Raw genomic sequence first — 21,722 nt, forward strand, 5'->3', positions numbered from 1 at the left:
CCATGACCTGTGGCCCCTGCCCCGGGCCCTTGCGGCTGCTACGCTTGGCCGGTTTCCTCTTCTGGTGCCGTCCGCCCATGTCCCGAGTGCTGCCCCTGTCCCTCCTGCTGTCGGCCGTGCTGGCCGCACCGGCTGCGCATGCCGCGCCGACGCCGATCACCATCGAACAGGCCATGGCCGACCCGGACTGGATCGGTCCGCCGGTCGAGAAGGCCTGGTGGTCGTGGAACAGCCAGCAGGTGGAATACCAGCTCAAGCGCAACGGCAGCCCGGTGCGCGATACGTTCCGCCAGCCGGTGGCGGGTGGCGTGGCCGCACAGGTGGCCGATGACCAGCGCGGCACCCTGGACGTGGCCGAGCCGGTCTACGACCGCAGCCGCAGCCGCAGCGCCTTCGTCCGCAATGGCGACGTGTTCGTGCGCGACCTGCGCAGCGGCGCGCTGACCCAGCTGACCCGCAGCAACGAGCGCGCGGGCAACGTGAACTTTGCTGCCGACAATGGCGTGATCTGGCGCGTTGGCCAGAACTGGTTCCACTGGACCGCCGCCAGCGGCGTGCAGCAGGTGGCCAGCCTGAAGGCCGAGAAGGATCCGCGCACGCCGCCGAAGGCCGACGTGCTGCGTGACCAGCAGCTGCGCACGCTGGAAACCCTGCGCCGCGACCGCGACCAGCGCGAAGCACTGAAGGACCAGGACCAGCGTTGGCGCCAGGCCGACCCGACCCGCGCGCCGGGCCCGGTGTACCTGGGCACCGACGTGGAGATCGCCGACAGCGTGCTGTCGCCGGACCTGACCCACCTGATCGTGGTGACCAAGCCGAAGGACTTCGATGACGGCCGCGGCGGCAAGATGCCGCTGTACGTGACCGAGTCGGGCTACGAGGAAACCGAAGACACCCGCACCCGCGTCGGCCGTAACGGCTTCGAGCCGCACACCCTGTGGTACGTGGACGTGCGCACCGGCAAGGCCGAGAAGGTCTCGCTGGCCGGCCTGCCTGGCATCAGCACCGATCCGCTGGCCGAGCTGCGCCGCAAGGCCGGCAAGGACGCGCTGAAGGGCGAGCGCAGCCTGCAGGTGATGAGCGACTTCATGGGCGGTGGCATCCGCTGGAGCCCCGATGGCCAGCAGGCCGCAGTGATGCTGCGTGCCAACGACAACAAGGACCGCTGGATCATCAGTGTCAACGCTGCCGATGGCCGCGTGCAGAACCGCCACCGCCTGACCGACAACGGCTGGATCAACTGGGGCTTCAACGATTTCGGCTGGATGGCCGATGGCCGCACGCTGTGGCTGCTGTCGGAGGAATCGGGCTTCTCGCACCTGTACACCCAGGCCGGCACCGCCAAGCCGCAGGCGCTGACCAGCGGCAAATGGGAAACCTCGGCACCGGTGCCGTCGGCCGATGGCAAGGGCTTCTACTTCCTGTGCAACCAGCAGGCACCGCATGACTACGAAGTCTGCGCGGTCGATACCGGCAGCCGCCAGGTGCGCGAGCTGACCAGCCTCAACGGCGTGGAAGACTTCTCGTTGTCGCCGGACGGCCAGCAGTTGCTGGTGCGCTATTCCGGTGCCTACCTGCCGCCGCAGTTGGCCGTGCTGCCGAGCACCGGTGGCCAGGCCCGCGTGCTGACCGACACCCGCACCGCCGACTACAAGGCGCGCCAGTGGATCCAGCCGAAGCTGGTGGCAGTGCCGTCCAAGCATGGCGCCGGCGTGGTCTGGGCCAAGTACTACGAACCGGAAAACAAGGAACCGGGGAAGAAGTACCCGATCGTGATGTTCGTGCACGGCGCCGGCTACCTGCAGAACGTGCACCAGCGCTACCCGGCCTACTTCCGCGAGCAGATGTTCCACAACCTGCTGGTGCAGAAGGGCTACATCGTGCTGGACATGGATTACCGCGGCAGCGAGGGCTACGGCCGCGACTGGCGTACGGCGATCTACCGCAACATGGGCCACCCGGAACTGGAAGACTACAAGGACGGCCTGGACTGGCTGGTCGACACCCAGCAGGGTGACCGCGACCACGCCGGCATCTACGGCGGTTCCTACGGCGGCTTCATGACCTTCATGGCGCTGTTCCGCTCGCCGGGCACGTTCAAGGCCGGCGCCGCGCTGCGCCCGGTGGTCGACTGGCACCAGTACAACCATGGCTACACCAGCAACATCCTCAATACCCCGGACATCGATCCGGAGGCGTACCGCGTGTCCTCGCCGATCGAGTACGCGCAGAACCTGCAGGACAACCTGCTGATCGCCCACGGCATGATGGATGACAACGTGTTCTTCCAGGACTCGGTGAACCTGACCCAGCGCCTGATCGAACTGCACAAGGACAACTGGTCGATCGCTCCGTACCCGCTGGAGCGCCACGGCTACGTCCGCGCCGATTCCTGGCTGGACCAGTACAAGCGCATCCTCAAGCTGTTCGAGCAGAACCTGAAGTGAGCAACGCCGCGGCCACGATCCATATCGTGGCCGCGGTCATCCTGGATGACCGCGGCCGGGCGCTGGTGGTGCGCAAACACGGCGCCAGCCGCTTCATCCAGCCCGGCGGCAAGCCCGAACCCGGCGAAGCGCCACTGCAGGCGCTGGCCCGTGAGCTGGACGAGGAACTCGGCGTGCAGCTGTGCACCGATGCCTCCATCGCGCTGGGCACGTTCCAGGACTGGGCGGTGAACGAGCCTGGCCACCGCGTGCAGGCCCAGGCCTGGTGGGTGCAGGTGGACGGCATGCCACAGGCACGCGCGGAGATCGCCGAACTGGCCTGGGTGCCGCTGCAGCCACCGCACGGCCTGCCCTTGGCACCGCTGAGCGAACACCATATCCTGCCGGCCGTCGCCACCCGGGTGACGGCCCGCTGAGCGCGCGGGCACCGATTGCAAGGACACCGGATGTCAATGTCGATCCCGCCGATTCCTTCGCTGGTCCAACCGACCTATCACGCTTGGGTGCGCCCGATCGCACACGCCTCGTTCTGGCTGTCACTGCTGCTCACGGTCTACTTCGTGATGCAGGGACTGCTGCTGTGGCCGCTGCACAACCTTCCGATCTGGCACCTGGTTGAGAGGGAAGTACAACTCCAGCACCTGCACAGCCTGATCTGGCTTCTGGCGCATCCGGTGGCCGCGTCGATGATCGTCGCACTGCTGTGCCTTGCCTCGACACTGGCCAGCTGGGGACTGCTGCGCGAGCGCAGCTGGGGCCTGTGGAGCTTTGTGGCGATCCTGCTGATGAGTGCATTGACCAACTTTGCGATCGCCGGGTGGCTGGACGTGTTCATGCGCGACGTCATCCCGTTTCTCTCCGACGACGCCGTCCTGCAACAGGAACTCCATCTGAAACGCTGGTTGATCACGCTGACCATGGTGGCCATGTCGTTCGTACTCCTCGGCCTGCAGGGCTGGCTGGCCTGGCGCCTGCTGCGACCAGACATCCGCTCGCGCTTCCACTGAGCCACACCCCTTTCCCGTACGACAAGGACCGTCGCATGCGCTTGCTGACCCTTCTCCCCGCGCTGCTGCTGTTCGCCGCGCTGCCTGCCGCCGCCGATGCGCTGCGCTGTGGCGAATACCGCAGCACCGACGGTGGCATGGCGCTGATATTCACATCACCCAGCACCGGCTACCGCCGCGACGACGGCAGCGAGCCGGAGCCGCTGTGGGTCGATCGCAGTGCGGCGCAGGCCCGACTGGTCATGCTCGACGATGGCGTGGCACTGCCGGTCCGGATCAGCGCCGATGGGCAGCGCATCGAAGACGAGGTTTTGGTGGTCTACACGTTGCGCCAGTCCCGGGACTGCGCCAGCGAACCCGCCGCGATTGCCGGCAGCTGCCGCGCCGCCGGCAGCCACTGCATTGCGCAGCTGCCTGCGGCTTCGCCCGGCCAGACCCAGCGCGCGTGCGACGAAGGCGTTGGCGCAGGCTGCTCGGCGCTGCTGCGACAACTGCGGGATGGCAGCCCAGCAAAGGCCACCGACGACGTTGGTGCCACGGGCTTTGAACGCCCGCCTGCCTGCCGCGAATACACGCCCGGGCATGACCCGCAGGCCTGCGAGGCGCTGACGAATGATGCATTGGCTGCCGCCATGCAGCGGGTGAATCAACGCCTGCAGCAGGAAGACGAAGACACACTGGATTCGCCGCTTCCGGCCGCTGCACGCGATCAGCTGCAGCAGCGGTGCCTGCAGCACCGCAGTGGCCGCTTCTGCGTGGAAGTGGCCGCGCAGCAATTGAACGCGCTGGAACCTGCGTTGGCAGTGCAGGCCCTGCAGGTGGTCTGCGATGCAGGCCGCGTCAGTGCCTGTGAGCGTATCGCGCCACTGCGTGGCCTCGGCACCGACCTGCGCCTGGTTCCGCTGCAGCAGGTGCCGTGCGGCCGTTACCAGGCCGACGGTGGCGTGATCGACATGCTCGACTTCGGTGATGGCGCGCGTGCCCGCCTGCACGAAGGCGCCGTCCAGCTGCAGCAGAACGGCGAAACTCTTGTGCTGCGCCAGCTCGGCAACGGCGACCTGCTCGGCATGGACAACCAGACGGCCTACCAGCGTTACCAGCTCGTGCCCGGCACGGCACAATGCACGCCCCCGCGCGAGGGCCAGGGTTCGCCGTAGCGCCAGGAGCTTCCCGTTCGATCGTCAAGGAGACGACATGCATTCACCCGCACCGCGCCGCCGCTGGCTGGCCTGGGCCCTGCTGCTGGCCGCGCCGATGGCCGCCGCACAGTCGCCACAATGCGGCCTGTTCAAGGCCGACGAAGGCAGCGGCACGCTGCGCATCAGCTCACCGAACCGCGGCGAGCAGAAGCACTTCGGCAGTGCGCCGTCTCCGGTCGCGTTCCAGCAGATCGACGGAAAGCTGCAACTGGTGAACCTGGAGTACGGCCTGCCCAGCGCGCTGCAAGTGCGCGATCGTGGCCGCACGGTCGAGGTGGATGGCACGGTCTACCTCCTGCAGGCGCCCGCACAGTGCGCCGCAGCCGCCACGCCGGCTGCAGGCAGCTGCCTGGCTGATGCGGCGGCGTGCCTGGACAACCGTCGCGAAGCGACCCTGGCCGCCCTGGAAGCAGGGTGTCGGGAAGGCGTGCCCGGCATGTGCCTGCAACTGGCTGATCGTTGGCACGAGGAGGCCAAACCCTCGGTCGAGGCCGATCCCGCCCTGGCAAAGGCAGCGCTCGACGCCGCCTTGTCTGGCATCAAACTCCCCGCTGCCTGTGACAACGGTGGCTTCGAACAGGGAACCCCGGCGTGTGCCGCGGCACTCGAGGCCAACCCGGCAGTGCAGGAGCAGCTGGTCAAGGCCGCGATGACGGCCGCCATGACCGAAGCCATGGTGACGATGACGGCGCCGACCGTGCCGGTGATCATTCCAGCTGAGCGGCGGCAACAGTTGTTGCGGTTGTGCCGCGAGGTACCGCACGGCGGATTCTGCACCCGCGTGGCTGAGCTGTCCTGGGACGCGGGAGATCCCCAGCAGGCGGTGCAGGCCCTGACTGCAGCCTGCACCCCCGGCAATGACACCGCCACCTGCGAGCGCCTGCCGGCGTTGCAGGCAGTGGGCGCATCGCTGCGACCGCAGCCCGCGACTGCATTGCCCTGCGGCAATTACCGGTCCGACGGCGGCCTGATGGACACGCTGGATTTCGGTGACGCCGGCCTGGTCGGTGTGGGCTGGAGCAGCCATCTTCGCGCACGCGTCGAAGCGGGCGACATCCGCATCCACCACGACCGGGACGGCGACTTCGTGCTGCGCCCGCTGCCCGGCGGCCAGTTGCTGGGCCTGGATAACTGGACCCGCTTCCAGGTGTTCGTCCCCACCGGCGAGGGCCCGACCCGGTGCAGTGCACCGAAGCAGTTCAAGGTGCTGCCACTGCCGCAGGATTGCCCGCTGGCGCTGGCCAACGAGGGCGGTGCCGAAGCCTGCTGCGCGCAGGGCAAGCTGCAAGGCTGCAACATTCTCGGCAACCGCCTTGCGCTGTCCGGGAACTGGCTGCAGGCCGCCGAGCACTACACCACAGTCTGCCGCGCCGGCGTGCGCGAAGGGTGCGAGAACCTGGTGACCGCGCAGGGCAACGGCGCAGAACTGGACGCACGGGCAACCCTGGAGCAGCTCTGCAAGGCCGACCGCAGCGGCCTGCACGTGGCCTGCGACGTGCTCGGCACCCAGAACTGGGAGCTGATCACGCTGGGTGGTGCCCTGCAGAAGGCGGTTGATGAGGCAGCCGTGGACGACGCTCCGGCGCCGCGCAACTCCAACCGCAAGCGCTGAGCCGGCCAGGGCCTGCCCGCAGCTTCGGGCGGGCCCTGCGGTAAAGTACGCGCCATGAACGAATTCGAGCGCGTGCGCGCCTACCTCACCGACCTGCAGGACCGCATCTGTGCGGCGATCGAGGCCGTCGATGGCCAGGCCCGCTTCCAGGAAGACCTGTGGCAGCGTGCGGAGGGCGGTGGCGGGCGTACCCGCGTGCTGCGCGACGGTGCGGTGTTCGAGCAGGCCGGCATCGGCTTCTCCGACGTGGCCGGCAGCCGCCTGCCGCCATCGGCCTCGGCCAACCGTCCGGAACTGGCTGGCGCCTCCTGGCGTGCCACTGGCGTGTCGCTGGTGTTCCACCCGCTCAACCCCTACGTGCCGACCACCCATGCCAACGTGCGCTTCTTCCAGGCGCAGCGCGACGGCGAAGTGGTGGCCAGCTGGTTCGGCGGTGGCTTCGACCTGACCCCGTTCTATCCGTTCGACGAGGACGTGCAGCACTGGCACCGGGTCGCGCGCGACCTGTGCGCCCCGTTCGGCGAAGAACGCTATGCCGCGCACAAGCGCTGGTGCGACGAGTACTTCTTCCTGCGCCACCGCAATGAAACGCGCGGCGTCGGCGGCCTGTTCTTCGACGACCTGCACGGTGACTTCGAGCGCGATTTCGACTATCTGCGTGCGGTCGGCGATGGCTTCCTGGATGCCTACCTGCCGATCGTGCAGCAGCGCAAGGACACCGCCTACGGCGAGCGCGAGCGAGAGTTCCAGCTGTACCGACGCGGCCGCTATGTGGAATTCAACCTGGTCTACGACCGCGGCACGCTGTTTGGCCTGCAGAGTGGTGGCCGCAGCGAAAGCATCCTGATGAGCCTGCCGCCGCGGGTGCGCTGGGAGTACGGCTTCACCCCGGAAACGGGTAGCGCCGAGGCACGCCTGGCCGATTACCTGGTGCCGCGCGACTGGCTCTGACCTTCCGGCGCCACGCCTGAGGCGTGGCGTCTTCTCCTGCCTGTGGTGCGCCCTGCACCGGACAGGTCCTGCTTTGCCTCCTTCAAGGATGACCCCATGCATGCTGCTGTTTCCCTCCGCCCCCGCGCTGCGGGCTGGCGCTCTCTGCTGTTGCTCGCACTGGCCGCGGCCAGCCTGCCGGCTGCCGCGCAATCGATGGCCTGCGGCAACTACAAGGACAGCGACGGCACTATCACGCTGACCATCGAGAGCGAAGGCCACGCCTTCCTGTCCGGTCCCTACCAGGCCACCGAGGAACTGCGCATCGCCCGCCAGGAAGACGTGCTCGGCACCGGCAACCTGTCCACGGGACGCCTGGAAAACTGGTTCTTCTCGGACAACGACCGCACGATCAACACGCCCTATCGCGAGTTCACCCGTGAGCACGCCGCCGCCTGCAAGACGATGCCAGAGCCCATCGAAGATGGTTGCGTGATGAACACCTCCGAGTGCCTGGAGGCGCTGCCCGCGGCCGCACCGGTGAAGCTGCACGCCTGGTGTGCCGAGGGCGTGGGCGCGGCCTGCTCCCAGCTGTTGGAGACCTACCAGCAGCAGGCCAAGGACGCTGCCCCGGCGCCTGCACGAGCCGAGCCGCCGAAGCCGGAGATCTGCAAGGAGGATTCCGCATCCTTCAACGCCGAGGGTTGCAGGGCGATCGCCGAGGTGGTCGGGCTGGAGATGATCGGCAAGTCCCTGCTCGGGCTGCAGCATTCGGTTGATCCCGTGTTGCCGTCCGCGCAGCTCGATGAGCTGGCCACATTGTGCCGGCAGCAGCACGGCGAGACCTTCTGCGCCGACGTTGCCGAGGTGCTGTGGAGTGGCGGGCGCCTGTTGCAGGCCCACGAAGCGCTGCAGCTGTCGTGCGCGCAGCGCGCGGACGGCGTGGCCTGCGGCCGCGCCAAGGCGCTTGCCAGCCTGGCCGCTGCGCCGGTCGCTTCACTGGCTCCGGTGCCGGCCACTGCGCTGCCGTGTGGGAGCTATGAAGCCGAGTACGGTGTGCTCTCGCAGCTGCGCTTCCTCGATGGCGGCCTGGTTGAGGCCGAGGGCCGCGACCAGCGCCTGCGCGCGCGCCTGCAGGACGGCCGCATCCTCATCCGTCCCGATGTCGGCAGCGACTTCGTGCTGCAACCGCTGAAGAACGGAAACCTCGCCAGCGTCGACGGCGGCAACTGCTTCGCCTACTACGAGCGCAAGCCCGCCGCAGGCAATGCCAGCTGCACGCCGCCGGTGGCGTTCGTGGAGATCCCGCTGCCACTGGATTGCCCCACCCTGGCGCGCAAGGACGGCGCCAAGGCCTGCTGCACCGAGGGCAAGCTGCTGGGCTGCAAGGTTGCCGGCGAAGCCCTGTTCGAGGCCGAGAAATGGGCCGCGTCGCTGCCCTACTTCGAGACGCTGTGCGGCGCCGGTGTCCGCGAAGGGTGCCTGGCATTGGCAGCGGTGTATTCGCATACCGCCGACCCGAAGATCCCGCAGGCCATGGCAGCGATCTGCGCGAAGGATGGCGAGGGCACGCATGTAGCCTGCGATGTGGACGCCACCCGCAACTGGCCGGCACTGAAGGCCGAAGCCGCGCTCTGAGGGCGCGGGAAGGGGTACCCGTAGCGTCGAGCTTGCTCGACGCTACACGTCAGGTGCTCTTCCTGGGGATGATGGTGATGTGCCCGTTGATCTCCAGCAGGGCCAGCTCGACATCCTCCACGCCCAGGCAGCCCTGCTGGCGCATCGCGGCCTCGAAATCGGCGCGGGTGACCTGCTCACGGCGCAGAACGGCGTCGAACAGGCGCCCATCACGCGCGATCACTACCGGTTCTCCTTCCACCAGGCGCTCGATGCGACGGCTGCGGGTGCTCACCCAGCCCACCCCGTAGTTGAGCAGGATCAGGCTCGCGGCCAGCAACAAGCCACCGCCCAGCGAGGTATCGGTGCCGAGCAGTGCGTTCTGCACGGCATTGCCCAGCAGCACCACCAGCAGCACGTCGAAGGGGGTGATCTGCCCCAGCGGACGTTTGCCACTGAGCCGGACCATGCCCAGCACCACGACGTAGACCACCACCGCGCGCAGGATGAACTCCCACCACGGCATCGCCAGTGAGAACAGATCGGGCATTGCGGGTTCCCCTGCGGAGCGGTGGCCCAGCGTGGCGCAGGCCACGTCATCTGGCAACGGCACAAATAAAAAGCCCCGCTGACCAGGGGGAGGTCAACGGGGCCGGGGAACGGGCACTTGGGGAGGAGTCCCCGTTCCGAGATCTGCTCCAGGGGATGGGAGAGATCCACAACAGGCGTTGCGCCTGTCGAGAGTTATAGAAGCACTCCGAACACTAACGGTTCGTGAAGGGGCCCAATTTAATGAACCTCCATCAGGGCAACATTCATGATCGAGTCAGAAACCTCTGACGAATGAACGAATTCACGTCGTTTTCGGCCTGAAACACCCTCAGTGTGCTTCGTCCCAGTTGTTGCCGATGCCGATATCGACCACCAGCGGCACCCGCAGTTTGGCCGCTTGCGACATGCGCTCGACCACCTGCAAACGCAACTCCTCGACGAAACTGCTTTCGGTTTCGAACACCAGTTCATCGTGCACCTGCAGGATCATCCGTGCCGGTGCGCCGCTGTCACGCAGCCACTGGTCCACGTCCACCATCGCGCGCTTGATGATGTCTGCGGCGGTGCCCTGCATCGGCGCGTTGATCGCGGCGCGCTCGGCACCGGCGCGCAGGCCCTGGTTACGTGCATGAATGTCGTTCAGGTACAGGCGGCGGCCGAACAGGGTTTCCACATAGCCCTGGTCGCGGGCCTGCTGGCGCATCCGCTCCATGAAATCACGCACGCCCGGGTAGCGGCTGAAGTACAGCGCCACGTAGTCCTGCGCCTGGCCACGGTCGATGCCCAGGTTGCGCGCCAGGCCGAAGGCGCTCATGCCGTACATCAGCCCGAAGTTGATCGCCTTGGCCGCGCGGCGCTCGTTCGGGGTCACTTCCTCCAGCGTGCGCCCGAACACCTCGGCGGCGGTGGCGCGGTGCACGTCGGCGCCCTGCTCGAAGGCACGCACCAGGCCCGGGTCCTCGGACAGATGGGCCATGATCCGCAGCTCGATCTGCGAATAGTCGGCCGCCAGCAGCTGGAAGCCCTCCGGCGCGATGAACGCGCGGCGGATACGGCGGCCATCCTCGGTGCGGATCGGGATGTTCTGCAGGTTCGGGTCTGACGAGGACAGGCGGCCGGTGGCGGCGCCGGACTGGTGGTAGCTGGTATGCACCCGGCCGGTGTCCGGGTTGACCATCTCCGGCAGCTTGTCGGTGTAGGTGCTGCGCAGCTTGGCCAGGCCCCGGTAGTCCAGGATCACCCGCGGCAGCTCGTGCTGGTCGGCGATCGCCTCCAGCGCCTCTTCATTGGTGCTGGGCTGACCCTTCGGGGTCTTCACCACCGCCGGCAGCTTCAGCTCATCGAACAGCACCGCCTGCAGCTGCTTGGGCGAATCCAGGTTGAAGCTACGGCCGGCCAGTTCGGTGGCCTTCTGCTGCGCGGCCAGCATGCGCGAGGACAGGTCCTGGCTCTGCCGGCGCAGTTCGTCGGTGTCGATCCGCACGCCGTTGGCTTCGATCGTGGTCAGCACCGGTACCAGTGGCATCTCGATGTCGCGGTACACGCTGTCCAGCGCCGGCTCGGCCAGCAGCTGCGGCTGCAGCGCGCGGTGCAGGCGCAGGGTGATGTCGGCGTCCTCGGCCGCATAGCGGCTGGCTTCGTCGATGCCCACCTGCGAGAACGGAATCTGCTTGGCGCCCTTGCCGGCCACGTCCTCGAACTTGATGGTGTTGTAGCCCAGGTAACGCAGGGCCAGCGAATCCATGTCGTGGCGGGTGGCGGTGGAGTTGAGCACGAAGCTCTCGAGCATGGTGTCGTCGTGGTAGCCCTGCACCTCCACGCCGTGGCGGCGCAGCACATGCAGGTCGTACTTGCCATGCTGGCCCAGCTTTTTCTTTGCCGGGTCCTGCAGCACCGGGCGCAGTGCGTCCAGCACCTGCTGCATCGGCAGCTGCGCCGGCGCGCCCGGGTAATCGTGGCCGACCGGAATATAGGCGGCCTTGCCCGGCTCGACCGCCAGGCTGATGCCCACCAGGCGCGCACGCATCGCGTCCAGCGCATCGGTTTCGGTATCGAAACTGATCAGGTCCGCCTGCTGCAGGCGCTCGACCCAGGCCTGCAGCTGCTCGGCGGTCAGCACGGTCTCGTATTCACCCGGTGCGGCCAGCGCCGGATCCAGCGTGCCGGCGGCCGGTGCCTCGGCGCTGCCACGGGCGAACCCGGCGGCGGTGCCACGCAGGCTTGGGGTGGCTTCGCTGGCGGCCGTCGGCGCCGGCAGCGGTGCACCCAGCTCCTTCAGCGCCTGGGTGAAGCCGTAGCGCGCATACAGCTCGGTCAGCTCCGGCACGTCCTGCTCGCGCAGGGCCAGCGTGGTCGGGCTGGCGTCCAGCTCCACGTCGGTGCGGATGGTCACCAGCTCGCGGTTCAGCGGCAGACGCTCAAGCGCGGCGCGCAGGTTCTCGCCGATCTTGCCCTTCATGGTCGGCGCGGCCGCCATCACCCCGTCCAGGTGCTGGTACTCGGCCAGCCACTTGGCGGCGGTCTTCGGCCCACATTTCTCCACGCCCGGCACGTTGTCGACGGTGTCGCCCATCAACGCCAGCAGGTCGATGATCTGATCGGCGCGCACGCCGAACTTCTCCATCACTGCGGCATCGGAATCCATGCGGCTGCCGGTCATGGTGTTGACCAGCTCGATGCCCGGGCGCACCAGCTGGGCAAAGTCCTTGTCGCCGGTGGAGATGGTCACCTTCAGGTCCTGCGCCACGCCCTGCAGGGCCAGCGTGCCGATCACATCGTCGGCTTCCACGCCGGGAATGCGCAGGATGCTGATGCCCAGCGCTTCAACGATGCGGCACATCGGTTCAACCTGGCTGCGCAGCTCGTCGGGCATCGGCGGGCGGTTGGCCTTGTACTGCTCGTACAGGTCATCGCGGAAGGTCTTGCCGGGCGCATCGACCACGAACGCCACGTAGGCCGGGCGCTCCTTCAGCGTCGAGCGCAGCATGTTGACCACGCCGAACAGCGCGCCGGTGGGTTCGCCCTGTGCATTGGACAGGGGCGGCAGCGCGTGGAACGCGCGGTACAGGTAACTGGACCCGTCGATCAGGACTAATCTGCTCATGGGTCGATTCTACGCGCCCGTGCCTGCACTGCGACGACACGGCACAGCCGCGGCGATGGGGCATAATCAAGGCTCTTTCCAGGCAAAGGCCCCCGCCGATGAAGACCCTGATGCTGGCTTCCGTGCTCCTGCTTGCTGGCTGCGCCAGCATGGGTGGTGCCGGCGCTCCCCCGGTGGACGTCAAGGGCGCGGATGTGTCCAAGCGCACCATGGACAACGGCGATGTCATCGAGGAATACCGCGTGTCCGGCCAGCTGCGCATGGTCAAGGTGACCCCGTCGCGCGGTGCCCCGTTCTACATGTACGACAAGAACGGCGATGGCCGTTTCGACAACGACAAGGACGGCGTGTCGCCGGTGTACTGGAAGCTGTACAGCTGGTGATGTGACCGGGGTCGGATCCCTGCGATTCAGTAGATCCACGCCATGCGTGGATGGGCCCCTGCCGGCCCTACAAAAGATGACGCCGGCGCGCATCCTGCGGCCGGCGTCGGGTCCCCTCCCCGGGAACGCTTGTATCAGCGGATGACCAGCACCGGCAGCGTGCTGCGTGCCAGCACTTCGGCGGTCTGGCTGCCCAGCAGCACGCGGGTCACGCCACGGCGGCCGTGCGAGGTCATCACGATCAGGTCGCTGTTGCGCTCGCCGGCGGTCTCGATGATGCCGTCAGCTGCGTAGCGGTCCAGCACGTGCACCGGATTGGCGGTGATGCCCTGCTCGGCCGCCTTGGCCAGCGCCGGCTGCAGCACCTTCTGCGCGCCTTCCTCGCGGTCGGCCTTGTACTCGGGGCTGTTCATGTAGCCCACGCTCCAGCCCATGGCGTCGTACATGCCGACGGCCCACGGCTCGGAGACAGTCACGATGTCGACCTCGGCGTTGAGGTCCTTGGCCAGCTCCAGGCCCTTGGCCAGGCCCTTGTCGGCCAGCTCGGATCCGTCGGTGGCAATCAGGATGCGCTTGTACATGGTGGGGCTCCGTAGCGATCTGCCAGATGGGAACGACACCATTGCACACCGGATGTGCAGGGCGCGCCTTGAGCAGGATCAATCCGGCGCGGCGCAGCGGCGTGTGCGCACCGCCGGCTTGCGTACCCGGACACTGCAGCGCAAGCTGGGTGGGCGGCGGCACCGCCGCCTTGGGAGAACCCGCATGCAGGACAGCAAGCCGACATCACGAAGCCCCCTCAGGATCATCCTGTGGAGCCTCATCGCCGCCTTCGTGCTGTTCTGCGGCGGCTATTACCTGGGCAAGGATCTGGCTCAGCGCGACAACGCCAGGCAGTCAGCCGGCCGATAGCCTGCTGCCGTAGAGTCGAGCTTGCTCGACTGCTTTTCCCGCCAGAAGCAGCCGAGCATGGCTCGGCTCTACATTTTCTGCCCTCAGGCGATCTGCACCACGCGCGCGTTCTGGCACAGCGGATAGCTGCCGACGAACTCGGCAATCGCATCACGCATCGCCTCGAACGATTCGCCGTACATGTACAGCGCCGTTTCGGTCGGGCCCTGCCACCAGCTGCAGATCTCGCCCAGGCCGTCGATGCGCTCGGACAGCTGCTCGAACACGTGGTTGGAATCGCACTGCTCGTAGACCTCGTCCGGCAGGGCCAGGCCATCCAGGTAGATGCCCAGGCCCTCGGTCACGCCGAAGCCTCGATCAGCCTCGCCCGCACCCTGCAGCTGCGAACCCTTCGGCGCGCCCAGCTGCTCCAGCAGGTCGATCAGCTTCGGCACACCCGCAGCGTCCACCAGCGCCACTTCGATGTCGCCGTATTCGACCTCGCCGAGATCGGACATCGCGGTGCCACCGCCGGTCAGCTCGCCCACCTGGGCCGCCTGCAGCAGCGCATCGAGCGGATCCTCGAAGAGCTCATGACGATGCTCGGGCTGCAGCTTGGCGTTCAACTTCACGGTGACGTGCAGCGTGGGTTCGGTCATCGGGGCGTTCCTGGAAGATGTCAGGCCCCATTGTAGAGTCGAAGGTAGCGGCAGGAGCCGCTGCCAACGTCGCTTGCGACGGCCCGAAGGGTGCCGGTCAGGACGACCGGCATAGCCACGCTCGACTGCCTTTGTAGAGTCGAACCGTGCTCGACTGCCTTTCCCACCAGAAGCAGCCGAGCATGGGCTCGGCTCTACAACAGCCCGTCAACGCAGGAACGGCGCCACCTTGCGCTTCAGCAGCTCCACCAGCACCGGGTCCATGTAGTCGTAGTCGTCCGGGATATCCAGGCAGATCACCCGCTTGCCGTTCAACCAGGCCTTGTAACGGCTGGACAGACGGTTGCGGTGCGCACGCTCCATCACGAACACCAGGTCCGCCCACTGCAGCAGCTCCGGGCTGAGCACTTCCTCGGCATCGGCCAGCAGGCCGGCCGAGGCCGTTTCAATCCCCGGCCAATCGGCGAACACCTGCTCGGCCGTCGGGCTGCGCAGGCGGTTCTGGCTGCAGAGGAAGAGCACGTTGCGGGTCATGCCCGCAGCCTAATCGGGGTCGGATCCCTTTTCCATCGGAAAAGGGCTCTGACCCCAGGTGCTTTCAGACAAGTTGCATAGCCCAAGAAGGCATCAGCAGCCATCATTGTGTTTTTAAGCGTCCAGATGCTCATGATCACCAAGGATGACCTGTTAACGACGTTCGCAGAGGTAGCCGAATCACACGGCTGCTACTTCAGCAAGTACGTAGTCGCGACGTTCGTGGTCTACTGCTGCATAAGGAATGCCAAGGGACATGACCTCGCGATCGCGTCCAAGAATGTCGATGATCCGGAATTCGCCGCCAGCGTTGTACTGAACGCGCCGCCCCGTCTTTCACACGATGGGCCAACGATCTTTGAAATTCCTTCCAACGCCTATGGGTTCACTCATGCGATGGCGGTGCCCAGCACGTATCACGGGCTTCTGAACCGGATCGAGAAGCGCACGGGTCTGTTCCTGTGCCTGCCGATCTTCCGGTGTGAGTTCAACGGCAACGAATCAGAAGATGACTTCAGGTGGTCCACACATCACATCGTTGACGTCAACAACTGGCATCGGACCAGGCAGCCGAAGATAAGCGTGTACTTCGACAATCCCCGCACTGGCGGCGGAACGGACAAGGACGGCGCCATCGTGAGCCTGGAGACGTTGATAGCAGAGATCGACAACCTCAACGGCGTGGGCAACGGCTTCATCGAGATCACCAACTACCGCGGCGAGGTGATCGAGGTGCTGTCGCCGGCAGAAGGCCACTACGTGCTGATCCGCAACCGCCAGGATGAAGAAGCGATGGACCGCGCCGGGTTGGTGGCAGCCGTGGAGACATTCACCATCGGCTGATAGCCGACCGCTGTTGTAGAGCCGAGCCATGCTCGGCTGCTCTTTCCCACCAAAAGCAGCCGAGCATGGCTCGGCTCTACAGGAATTCCCGGCCCCTGACGTTGATCAGATCACCGTCAGGTTGGCATACGCCATCACCAGCCACTTGCTGCCGGCATCGGCGAACTCGACCTGCACGCGGGCGTGGGCGCCGTTGCCTTCGTAGTCGGTCACCATGCCTTCGCCGAACTTGGGATGGGTGACCAGCGCGCCGAGCTTCAGCGGCGGCGCCTCGATCGAGGCATGGCCCATCACCCGGCTGGCGCCCATCGAGGCCGGCCGCGAGACCTGCACCTTCGGGCGCACTTCGTGCAGCAGCTCGCGCGGAATCTCGCGCAGGAAGCGCGACGGCAGGCTGTAGTTGTCCTGGCCATGGATGCGGCGCGATTCGGCGTAGCTCAGCACCAGTTTCTGGCGTGCGCGGGTGATGCCCACGTAGGCCAGGCGGCGCTCTTCTTCCAGCCGCCCGCTTTCCTCCAGCGAACGTGCGCTGGGGAATAAGCCTTCTTCCAGGCCGGCCAGGAACACCAGCGGGAATTCCAGGCCCTTGGCCGAGTGCAGGGTCATCAGCTGCACGCCTTCCTCGCCCGCCTGCGCCTGGCCCTCGCCGGCCTCCAGCGCGGCATAGGCCAGGAATGCGACCAGCTCGTCCATGTCCTCGCCCACTTCCTCGATGTCGTCGGCGCGGCGCACGAAGCGAGAGGCCACCGAGACCAGTTCGTCGAGGTTGTCGGTGCGCGATTCCGAATCGAGCGCGTTGCGGCTTTCCTTGCTCCAGTGCTCGCGCAGCTGCGAGCGCGCCAGCACGTGGTCCACGCGCTCGGCCAGGGTCATGTGCAGAGTCTGCGCCTGCAGCTCGTTGACCAGCACCAGGAAGCCGGCCAGCGCATTGCGCGCACGTGCGGCCAGCGCGCTGCCCTGGGTGACCAGCATGGTCGCTTCCCACAGCGAAATACCCTGCGCGCGCGCCTCGCGGCGCACTTCGTCCAGCGTGCGGTCGCCGATGCCACGCGTCGGCGTATTGACCGCGCGTTCGAAGGCGGCGTCATCGTTGCGGTTGGACAGCAGGCGCAGGTAGGCCAGCGCGTCCTTGATTTCGGCACGTTCGAAGAAGCGCATGCCGCCATACACGCGGTACGGCACCTGCTCGCTCAGCAGTGCTTCTTCCAGCGCGCGCGACTGCGCGTTGCTGCGGTAGAGCACGGCCACTTCGGTGTAGCTGCCACCATCGCGCACCCACTGGCGGGCACGCTCGACGATGTAGCGCGCTTCGTCCATCTCGTTGTACGCCGCGTACAGGTCGATCGGCTCGCCGTCGCCGCTGTCGGTCCACAGTTCCTTGCCGATGCGATCCGGGTTGTGCGCGATCACCGCGTTGGCGGCACCGAGGATGTTGGCCGTGGAGCGGTAGTTCTGTTCCAGGCGGATGGTCTGCGCGCCCGGGAAATCGCGCAGGAAGCCCTGCACGTTCTCGACCTTGGCACCGCGCCAGCCGTAGATGGCCTGGTCATCGTCACCGACCACGAACACGTGGCCGGAATCGCCGGCCAGCACGCGCACGAAGGCGTACTGGATGGCATTGGTGTCCTGGAACTCGTCCACCAGGATCTCGCGGAAGCGCGCGCGGTAGTGCGACAGCAACGCCGGGTTGTCGCGCAGCAGCTCATGCGCGCGCAGCAGCAGCTCGGCGAAGTCGACCAGGCCGGCGCGGTCGCAACGCGCCTGGTACTCGATGTAGGCCTGGCGCATGGTTTCCAGCCACGCGTCGTGCGGTTCGGGCTGGATGTGCTGCGGGCGGCGGCCTTCGTCCTTCTGCGCGTTGATCCACCACGCGATCTGTTTGGCCGGGTACTTGCCGTCATCCAGTTCCAGCGCCTGCACCACGCGCTTGACCAGCCGCAGCTGGTCGTCCGAATCCATCACCTGGAAGCCTTCCGGCAGCTTCGCGTCCTGCCAGTGCAGGCGCAGCAGGCGGTTGGCCAGGCCGTGGAAGGTGCCGATCCACATGCCGCGGCTGCCATTGGGCAGCTGTGCGTCGATGCGGTGGCGCATTTCGCCGGCCGCCTTGTTGGTGAAGGTCACCGCGAAAATGCCGTGGGTCGGCACGCCATCGACTTCATGCAGCCAGGCGATGCGGTGGGTGAGTACGCGGGTCTTGCCGGAACCGGCACCGGCCAGCACCAGGTGGTGGCCGGGGGGAGCGGAGACGGCTTCGCGCTGGGCCGGGTTCAGGCCATCAAGCAGGTGGGAGACATCCATGCCCCCATTTTACGGCATCGCCGTCGCGGCTCCTGCGACCACCTGGGTTGCCAGTGCCTGCGCCTGCTGACGCAGTTCAGGCACCGCCAGGCTTTCCCACAGGCTGCCGATGCGCAGGCTGCCGAGTACGCCCAGCCGTGCCTGCGGCTGGCCACCGGCGGCACACAGGCGGTCGCCCGGGACCGTGCTGTCCAGGCCCAGCCCATGTGGGCCGGGGCGCACCATGCCATCGGCCTGCAGCTGTTGCAGCAAGGGATTGCGTAGTGCGCTGGCGCGGGTCTCCACGCCGGTGGCGTTGATCACCCCGCCGATCATCCACTGCTGTTCATTGCCCGGGGCATCGCGGCCGGACAGCTGCAGTGAATCGCCGTCGCGCCAGACGCGTTGCAGGCGGGACCGGTGGATACGCAGCTGGCCGCTGTCCTGCAGGGACTGCAGCTGCGCATCCACTTCTTCGGCGATGCGGTGGCGATGCACGTCCCAATAGCGCACCACATGGCGCAGGAAGCGACGCTGGTCCGCCTCATCGAGGCTGCACCACAGCGCCTGCCCGTGCGGACGGATGCGGTCCATCACGCCCTGCCACGGCAGGCCGTCGGCCTGCGCCTGGCGCGCGAAGCCACGCAATGCGCGCAGGCGCTGACGCAGGTTCATCGGCAGCAGCGTGGCCGGGTCGAACGTGGGCAGGCCACCGTGCGCGTGCGGCAACGGCAGCAGGCCATGGCGCGAGATCACGTGCAGCGGTCCGGTGTGGCCGGCGGCGACCAGCGCCAGCACGGTGTCGGCCATGCTCAGGCCGGAGCCGACAATGGCTACAGCCTGTTCGCCGGCCAGGGTGCGTACGCCGTCGTAGTCCCAGGCCTCGATCACATCGTCGGCAGGCAGCGCATCGGCACCGGCCACCGGCAGCGGGCGCATGCTGTTGCCGGTGGCGAGCACCGCCTGCGCGGCGTGCAGCGTGTGGCCATCGCCGAGCGTCAGCTGGTAGCCGTGGTCATCCGGCTGCAGGCCCAGTACCGGCTGCGCGATCACCTGCAGCTGCGCCGGGCTGGCTGCGGCAGCGTCCTGCAGGCGCTGCTGCAGGTAGGCCGCGAAGTAGTGGCGGCACACGTAACGCTCGCCCAGCACCTCGCGCGCCTCGCCCGGGTAGGCGTTGGCGGCCATCAGGTAGTCGAGGAAATCGCCGGGCTGGTCGGCAAACGCACTCATCTTCGCCGCCGGCACGTTCAGCAGATGCTCCGGCCACGGCGTGGCATAGGCGATGCCCTGCGCCAGCTGCGAGGCGGGTTCGAAAATGGCCAGCGCCAGCGGCGCCTTGGCCTGGCGCAGTACCTGGATCGCCACCAGCACCCCGGCCGCACCACCACCGATGATTGCCAGGTCCAGTTCGCCATTACGCGGTGAATCAGTCATGTGCCGATTGTAGGCCATCGGCGATGACAGGCCGGATTGCCGAAATGGGCGGGATGGGCGCTTCTTCTTGTTTCAGATCGATCCTGATGAAGGATCTACCTGGCCAAGTGCCTTCAATTGGCAAATTCGATTACTGAACATCGCTGTCAGTAGACGCTTGCTGACTGAATCTATGTCGTCAGCGATCTCGTTGAGATCGGAAACTGAGTAACCCTCCGAAACCGCCGCGGCGAAGCTCGTGGCAACTTCAATTGCGGCCGCTGCAGGGGCGTTCATCCTTTCTACGTCTAGAAGCTTCAGGGCCAAAGCGAGGTACTGGTCAGAATGCACTCTATAGAGCCGTTCGCTATCGGTTGCCTTTCGCGCCCAAACGTCGTGCTGAACTCGGTTCCGAGCATCCCGAACCTTATCCAGTGCACTCAGCAGCTCAACTACATCTTGAAGAGCTGCGCCATCAAGGGTCTCTGTAGCAATCTTTCGTGCCGCTTCGGAAGCCGACTTTGCCGAACGATGTTTTTTGAGAGAACTCTTCACCAGCTCCGGCGTTGTATTGATAAGTACGGCGAGTAGGCAGAGAAGATTCACCTCGGCTTGAGCCCAAGCTGTGGCGATGGAGCCTATTGCAGCGCCAAATTCGGGGCGATCCACCACAACATGCGGCCCGACCTCGACCAAAGAGCTTCCGCTCTCATCGAACACCTGCAACCCATGCTTGCCCTTTCCCATAAGCTCCCCGCATTCAGCTACTTTCGATTCGATTTCTCACATCAACGCATCTGCCAAGCGTGCGATGCCCTCGCGGCTACGCCGCCACGTGGGGCGACTGCGCCACTGCTGCAGATCCAGCTGCCGCGATTCGCGCAGGTAGCCATCCTCGATCTCGCACAACTGCTTCACCAGCGCGTGGTCGTAGCAGATCAGGCCGATCTCGGCATTCAGCGCGAACGAGCGGATATCCATGTTGATCGAGCCGAGCACGGCGATGTCCTCATCCACGCTCATGTGCTTGGCGTGCAGGAACTGCGGCTCGTACAGCGCGATGCGCACGCCACAGCGCAGCAGCTCATCGTAGTAGGCCTCCTGCGCCCACGACGTCAGCCGCTGGTTGTTGCTGGCAGACAGGATCAGCTGCACCTGCACGCCGGACAACGCCGCAATGCGCAAGGCGCTGAGCGTGGCTTCGTCAGGCACGAAGTACGGGGTGACCATCACCAGCCGCCGCCGCGCCAGATGGATCAGCGCGGCCACCGCATCGCGTGCGTTGCTGTACGGATAGGCCGGGCCGCTGGGCAGCAGCTGGGTGGCGATGTCATCGCTGCACTCGGGCACATCGGCTATCACGTCCAGACGCTGACCGGTCTCCATATACCAGTCGCTGGCGAACACGGCTTCCAGATGCGCCACCGCCGGGCCGCGCACGCGCGCCACCAGCTCGCGGTTCGGGTGGCCGGGCACGAACTGCGGGCCCGCCAGGTTCTGCGAACCGACATAGGCCACCTCGTTGTCGATCACCGCGATCTTGCGGTGGTTGCGCAGGTCCATGCGCCCGCTGCGGCGCCAGCGCAGGCCACCGGGCAGCATCGCGCGCACTTCGATGTCGCGCGCCTGCAGGCGCTTGCGATAGGCGCGCAGGCCACGCTTGGCACCCACTGCGTCGAGCAGCACGCGGCATTGCACACCACGCGCCGCTGCGCGCTGCAGCGCCTCGACCACCGCCTCGCCCACCGCGTCATCGAACATCAGGTAGTACAGCAGGTGCACACGGTCTTCAGCCTGGTCGATGTCGGCGATCAGCGTGTGCAGCGATTCGTCGTAGTCGGTCAACAGGTCCACCGCGTTGCCGTGCACCGGCATGAAGTCGCCCTGGCGCTGCACCAGCGGCACGATCTCGGCGCAGGCGGTGTCTGGCTGCGGGGTCCAGCGCAGGCGATGCTGCAGCGCCTGTTCCTCGCGGATGACCTGCGAGGCCTCGGCCTGGCGGCGGATGCGCTCGCGCGACAGCCACGGGTGGCCGAACAGCAGGTACAGCGGCAGGCCCAGCAGCGGCACGAAGCCGACCAGCAGCAGCCAGCTGCGCGCCGCCCCCGGCGTGGTGCGGGTGGGGATCCAGCACAGCGCGACCAGCCGGATCAGCCAGTCGATCAGCAGCAGGTAGGAACCCAGCAACCACTCGAACAGCATCGCGTCGCCCGTCGGGAGGTGATGGGCCATTCTGCCCACCGGCCTTTGTAGAG

At 66.7% G+C, this 21,722-nt stretch carries 19 protein-coding genes; 10 read left to right on the top strand and 9 right to left on the bottom strand.

Features of this window, described 5'->3' with window-relative positions:
* Positions 1-77 precede the first annotated feature (77 nt).
* From ACZK45_RS21200 to ACZK45_RS21230, 7 genes are all read left to right on the top strand, one after another.
* Positions 78-2,447, top strand: a complete 2,370-nt coding sequence (locus ACZK45_RS21200) for a S9 family peptidase (RefSeq protein ID WP_125893347.1) — start codon at positions 78-80, stop codon at positions 2,445-2,447.
* Complete coding sequence (locus ACZK45_RS21205) at positions 2,444-2,863, top strand: NUDIX hydrolase (protein WP_125893345.1); 420 nt, start codon at positions 2,444-2,446, stop codon at positions 2,861-2,863. Before ACZK45_RS21200 ends, ACZK45_RS21205 begins: the two co-directional genes overlap by 4 nt.
* Positions 2,864-2,893: 30 nt before the next feature.
* Positions 2,894-3,454 carry a hypothetical protein gene (locus ACZK45_RS21210; RefSeq protein WP_049398641.1) on the top strand — a complete coding sequence of 187 codons (561 nt, stop codon included), beginning with the start codon at positions 2,894-2,896 and terminating at the stop codon, positions 3,452-3,454.
* 35 nt (positions 3,455-3,489) lie between these two features.
* Positions 3,490-4,611 (top strand): hypothetical protein, encoded by a 1,122-nt coding sequence (locus ACZK45_RS21215; protein WP_346485799.1) that lies wholly within the window; start codon positions 3,490-3,492, stop codon positions 4,609-4,611.
* 37 nt (positions 4,612-4,648) lie between these two features.
* Positions 4,649-6,265 carry a hypothetical protein gene (locus ACZK45_RS21220; protein ID WP_478445223.1) on the top strand — a complete coding sequence of 539 codons (1,617 nt, stop codon included), beginning with the start codon at positions 4,649-4,651 and terminating at the stop codon, positions 6,263-6,265.
* A gap of 54 nt (positions 6,266-6,319) precedes the next feature.
* Positions 6,320-7,216 (top strand): oxygen-dependent coproporphyrinogen oxidase, encoded by an 897-nt coding sequence (hemF, locus tag ACZK45_RS21225; RefSeq protein ID WP_346485801.1) that lies wholly within the window; start codon positions 6,320-6,322, stop codon positions 7,214-7,216.
* A gap of 96 nt (positions 7,217-7,312) precedes the next feature.
* On the top strand, positions 7,313-8,833 hold the full coding sequence (locus ACZK45_RS21230) for a hypothetical protein (RefSeq protein ID WP_478445224.1): 1,521 nt from the start codon (positions 7,313-7,315) through the stop codon (positions 8,831-8,833).
* 49 nt (positions 8,834-8,882) lie between these two features.
* On the opposite strand, the gene ACZK45_RS21235 is transcribed toward ACZK45_RS21230, so the two are convergent.
* Both ACZK45_RS21235 and polA read right to left on the bottom strand, forming a co-directional pair.
* On the bottom strand, positions 8,883-9,362 hold the full coding sequence (locus tag ACZK45_RS21235; protein WP_478445225.1) for a DUF421 domain-containing protein: 480 nt from the start codon (positions 9,360-9,362) through the stop codon (positions 8,883-8,885).
* A gap of 330 nt (positions 9,363-9,692) precedes the next feature.
* On the bottom strand, positions 9,693-12,467 hold the full coding sequence (gene polA / locus ACZK45_RS21240; RefSeq protein WP_478445226.1) for a DNA polymerase I: 2,775 nt from the start codon (positions 12,465-12,467) through the stop codon (positions 9,693-9,695).
* A 98-nt stretch (positions 12,468-12,565) separates the two neighbouring features.
* Here polA and ACZK45_RS21245 point away from each other — a divergent pair, with 98 nt between their 5' ends.
* A complete protein-coding gene (locus tag ACZK45_RS21245; protein ID WP_125893331.1) occupies positions 12,566-12,850 on the top strand; it encodes a DUF2782 domain-containing protein in 285 nt (94 codons plus the stop codon).
* Between the two features lie 134 nt (positions 12,851-12,984).
* Here the strand turns inward: ACZK45_RS21245 and ACZK45_RS21250 are convergent, their stop codons facing one another.
* Positions 12,985-13,431 carry a universal stress protein gene (locus tag ACZK45_RS21250; protein ID WP_005411629.1) on the bottom strand — a complete coding sequence of 149 codons (447 nt, stop codon included), beginning with the start codon at positions 13,429-13,431 and terminating at the stop codon, positions 12,985-12,987.
* Positions 13,432-13,615: 184 nt separating this feature from the next.
* Here ACZK45_RS21250 and ACZK45_RS21255 point away from each other — a divergent pair, with 184 nt between their 5' ends.
* Positions 13,616-13,762, top strand: a complete 147-nt coding sequence (locus ACZK45_RS21255) for a hypothetical protein (RefSeq protein ID WP_317217713.1) — start codon at positions 13,616-13,618, stop codon at positions 13,760-13,762.
* Between the two features lie 83 nt (positions 13,763-13,845).
* Here the strand turns inward: ACZK45_RS21255 and ACZK45_RS21260 are convergent, their stop codons facing one another.
* Together ACZK45_RS21260 and ACZK45_RS21265 are read right to left on the bottom strand one after the other, a co-directional pair.
* The gene (locus ACZK45_RS21260) at positions 13,846-14,400 is read right to left on the bottom strand and encodes a hypothetical protein (RefSeq protein ID WP_478445227.1); all 555 of its coding nucleotides are present in this window, start codon (positions 14,398-14,400) and stop codon (positions 13,846-13,848) included.
* 207 nt (positions 14,401-14,607) lie between these two features.
* Positions 14,608-14,934, bottom strand: a complete 327-nt coding sequence (locus ACZK45_RS21265; RefSeq protein WP_057500899.1) for a low molecular weight protein tyrosine phosphatase family protein — start codon at positions 14,932-14,934, stop codon at positions 14,608-14,610.
* Between the two features lie 132 nt (positions 14,935-15,066).
* Between ACZK45_RS21265 and ACZK45_RS21270 the strand changes: the two genes are divergently transcribed.
* Positions 15,067-15,777: a hypothetical protein gene (locus ACZK45_RS21270; protein ID WP_478445228.1), complete on the top strand. Its 711-nt coding sequence runs from the start codon at positions 15,067-15,069 to the stop codon at positions 15,775-15,777.
* 105 nt (positions 15,778-15,882) lie between these two features.
* On the opposite strand, the gene uvrD is transcribed toward ACZK45_RS21270, so the two are convergent.
* The 4 genes from uvrD to cls are packed head-to-tail and all read right to left on the bottom strand — an operon-like array spanning position 15,883 to position 21,669.
* A complete protein-coding gene (uvrD, locus tag ACZK45_RS21275) occupies positions 15,883-18,075 on the bottom strand; it encodes a DNA helicase II (RefSeq protein ID WP_006402493.1) in 2,193 nt (730 codons plus the stop codon).
* Between the two features lie 9 nt (positions 18,076-18,084).
* Positions 18,085-19,506 carry an FAD/NAD(P)-binding protein gene (locus tag ACZK45_RS21280; protein WP_478445229.1) on the bottom strand — a complete coding sequence of 474 codons (1,422 nt, stop codon included), beginning with the start codon at positions 19,504-19,506 and terminating at the stop codon, positions 18,085-18,087.
* A 54-nt stretch (positions 19,507-19,560) separates the two neighbouring features.
* Positions 19,561-20,214 (bottom strand): hypothetical protein, encoded by a 654-nt coding sequence (locus ACZK45_RS21285; protein WP_100435484.1) that lies wholly within the window; start codon positions 20,212-20,214, stop codon positions 19,561-19,563.
* A gap of 36 nt (positions 20,215-20,250) precedes the next feature.
* Positions 20,251-21,669: a cardiolipin synthase gene (gene cls, locus ACZK45_RS21290; RefSeq protein WP_478445905.1), complete on the bottom strand. Its 1,419-nt coding sequence runs from the start codon at positions 21,667-21,669 to the stop codon at positions 20,251-20,253.
* Positions 21,670-21,722: the final 53 nt, after the last annotated feature.

The organism is Stenotrophomonas sp. 63632_Sma (assembly GCF_056482875.1).